The 2,279-nt window shown below is 42.4% G+C and carries 2 protein-coding genes; both read left to right on the top strand.

Going from position 1 to position 2,279, the window contains the following annotated elements:
- Positions 1–630: sigma 54-interacting transcriptional regulator (locus CXF78_RS20820; RefSeq protein ID WP_145991604.1), on the top strand; the 630-nt coding region annotated here is incomplete at its 5' end.
- Positions 631–803: 173 nt separating this feature from the next.
- Positions 804–2,267, top strand: coding sequence for a cytochrome c oxidase accessory protein CcoG (gene ccoG, locus CXF78_RS20815; RefSeq protein ID WP_102037834.1), 1,464 nt, complete (start codon positions 804–806; stop codon positions 2,265–2,267).
- Positions 2,268–2,279 lie beyond the last annotated feature (12 nt).

The following is a 2,279-nucleotide window of genomic DNA, read 5'->3' as shown; positions in this document are numbered from 1 at the left end:
ACCTTATTTTTAGATGAAATTGCTGAACTGAGTTTATCGGCACAATCTAAATTGTTACGGGTAATTCAAGAGCAAAGCTTCGAGCGCGTTGGCAGTAGTGAAACCATTAAGGTCAATATTCGCTTAGTGGCTGCCACCCATCACGATTTAGCCGCGCGAGTAGAGCAAGGCTTATTTCGCATGGACTTATATTACCGCTTGAATGTGTTTCCAATAACTGTGCCGCCGTTACGAGAGCGCCGCGAAGATATTCCGCAATTAGTCAGTGATTTAGTCGCATCGCTGAGTAAAAAGCTTGGTAAAAAAATCACTAAAGTGAGTGCTAAAGGGTTGAAGAACTTACAGCAATACTCCTGGCCCGGTAACGTACGTGAGCTACAAAACCTGATTGAGCGAGAAATGATTTTATCGCAAAGCGGTCATTTGCTGTTTAATACTTTACCTGTAGCGGTTACAACTCCGTTAGCTACCAGCACGTTAACCATGGCACAAGCCGAAGCTGCGCATATTATTGCGATATTAAATGCTAGCCACTGGCGTATTTCTGGTCCGTCTGGTGCTGCTGCGATGTTAGATATGCCTGCGAGTACCTTACGATCTAGGATGAAAAAGTTAGCTATTAGTCGCTAATTTTTTATCATGTATTTTATTAAGTCACGATATATCGCGTAAAAATCGATATGTCGTGACTTTGTTTTATAATCTACTGATTTTAATTGTTTAAAATCAGTAGATTATATTTATATTTGAGTTGGCTTAGTCTTTGCTACAGCAGGGCAATATTGTGTTATAGGAATACATTCATGCCTAAGTCATCATCTCAAACTCCATCAGCGACATCGTCAGTTGATAAAGCTGCCGTTTCACAACGGATTCCAGTGGTGCAAATTGCTACGCCGTCGACAAAAATTCATGTTCGTGAACAGAAAGGCGTATTTCAACGGCTGCGTCAGCACAGTAATACTTTACTGATTGCGATTTTTTTCCTGATCCCATTTATCAATTATCAAGGCCGACAAGCCATTCTGTTTGATGTAACCGAACAGCAATTCTTTTTCTTCAATATCACTTTGTGGCCACAAGACTTTACCGTATTAGCGTGGTTTTTTATGGCCGCGGCTTTTGCATTATTTTTTGTCACCGTTTATTGGGGCCGAGTTTGGTGTGGCTTTTTGTGTCCGCAAACCGCATGGACCTTTATATATATGTGGGTTGAAGCCAAGGTAGAGGGCAATCATCATCATCGAGCGGCATTAGACAAAGCGCCATGGTCACTGAGTAAAGTGCGTAAACGAGTGACGAAGCATGCGGTGTGGATAGTGTTTGCCTTGCTAACCGGCTGCGGGTTTATTGGTTATTTTATGCCTGCACGCGAGTTATATGTTGATATTTTTAGCATGAGTAGTGGTTTTTGGACTGGCACCTGGGTGTGGTTTTTTGCCATATGCACTTATTTAAATGCCGGCTGGATGCGTGAAATGATGTGTTTGCATTGTTGTCCTTACTCGCGTTTTCAAGCGGTGATGTTTGACGCCAATACTAAAACAGTGAGCTATGATGCTGAGCGAGGAGAATCTCGTGGGCCACGTAAGCGCTCACAAAAAACGGAGTTAGGTGACTGTGTAGACTGTAATTTGTGTGTTGACGTTTGCCCCACTGGGATTGATATTCGTAACGGTTTGCAATACGAATGTATTAACTGCGGTGCCTGTGTTGATGCATGTAATCAAACCATGGAAAAATTTGGCTATGCACCCAATTTAATCAGCTTTACCAGCGAAAATGCCTTAAAAGGACAACCAAAAGCCAGCCTGTTGTCGCTAAAATCGCTTGGTTACGCCAGTGCATTACTGATCATGATTGTGCTGATTATTAGTGATTTAAGTCACTTAAGCCATATACAGCTCAATGTTATCCGCGACCGCCAAACCTTGTATCGTCAAGTGGGCATCGATCAGGTTGAAAACAGTTATCAACTTAAAATTCGCAATAAAACTCAACAAATGGCTTTTTATCAAATCAGTATCAGCAATGACGATCCCCAAAAGCAAACATTGCAAATAGTCACCGACAGCTTGATTGCGATAAAACCTGCAGAACAACTGGATTATCCGTTGACCCTCAGTGGCCGCCTGAGTGACCGTACGAGTGATAGCACCCAACAAACAGTGCAATTTAAGGTGACCCAAATTCAAAGTTTGGAAAATCCAACGCCAACGGAACCTGCTAATGAGATCTCGCAAACATCACGCTTCTTTTGGCCGTAATCTCAGTATCTC

It is taken from the genome of Shewanella sp. 11B5 (assembly GCF_002836795.1).
GTDB lineage: Bacteria > Pseudomonadota > Gammaproteobacteria > Enterobacterales > Shewanellaceae > Shewanella > Shewanella frigidimarina.
This window is presented reverse-complemented; position numbering and strand designations above follow the sequence as displayed.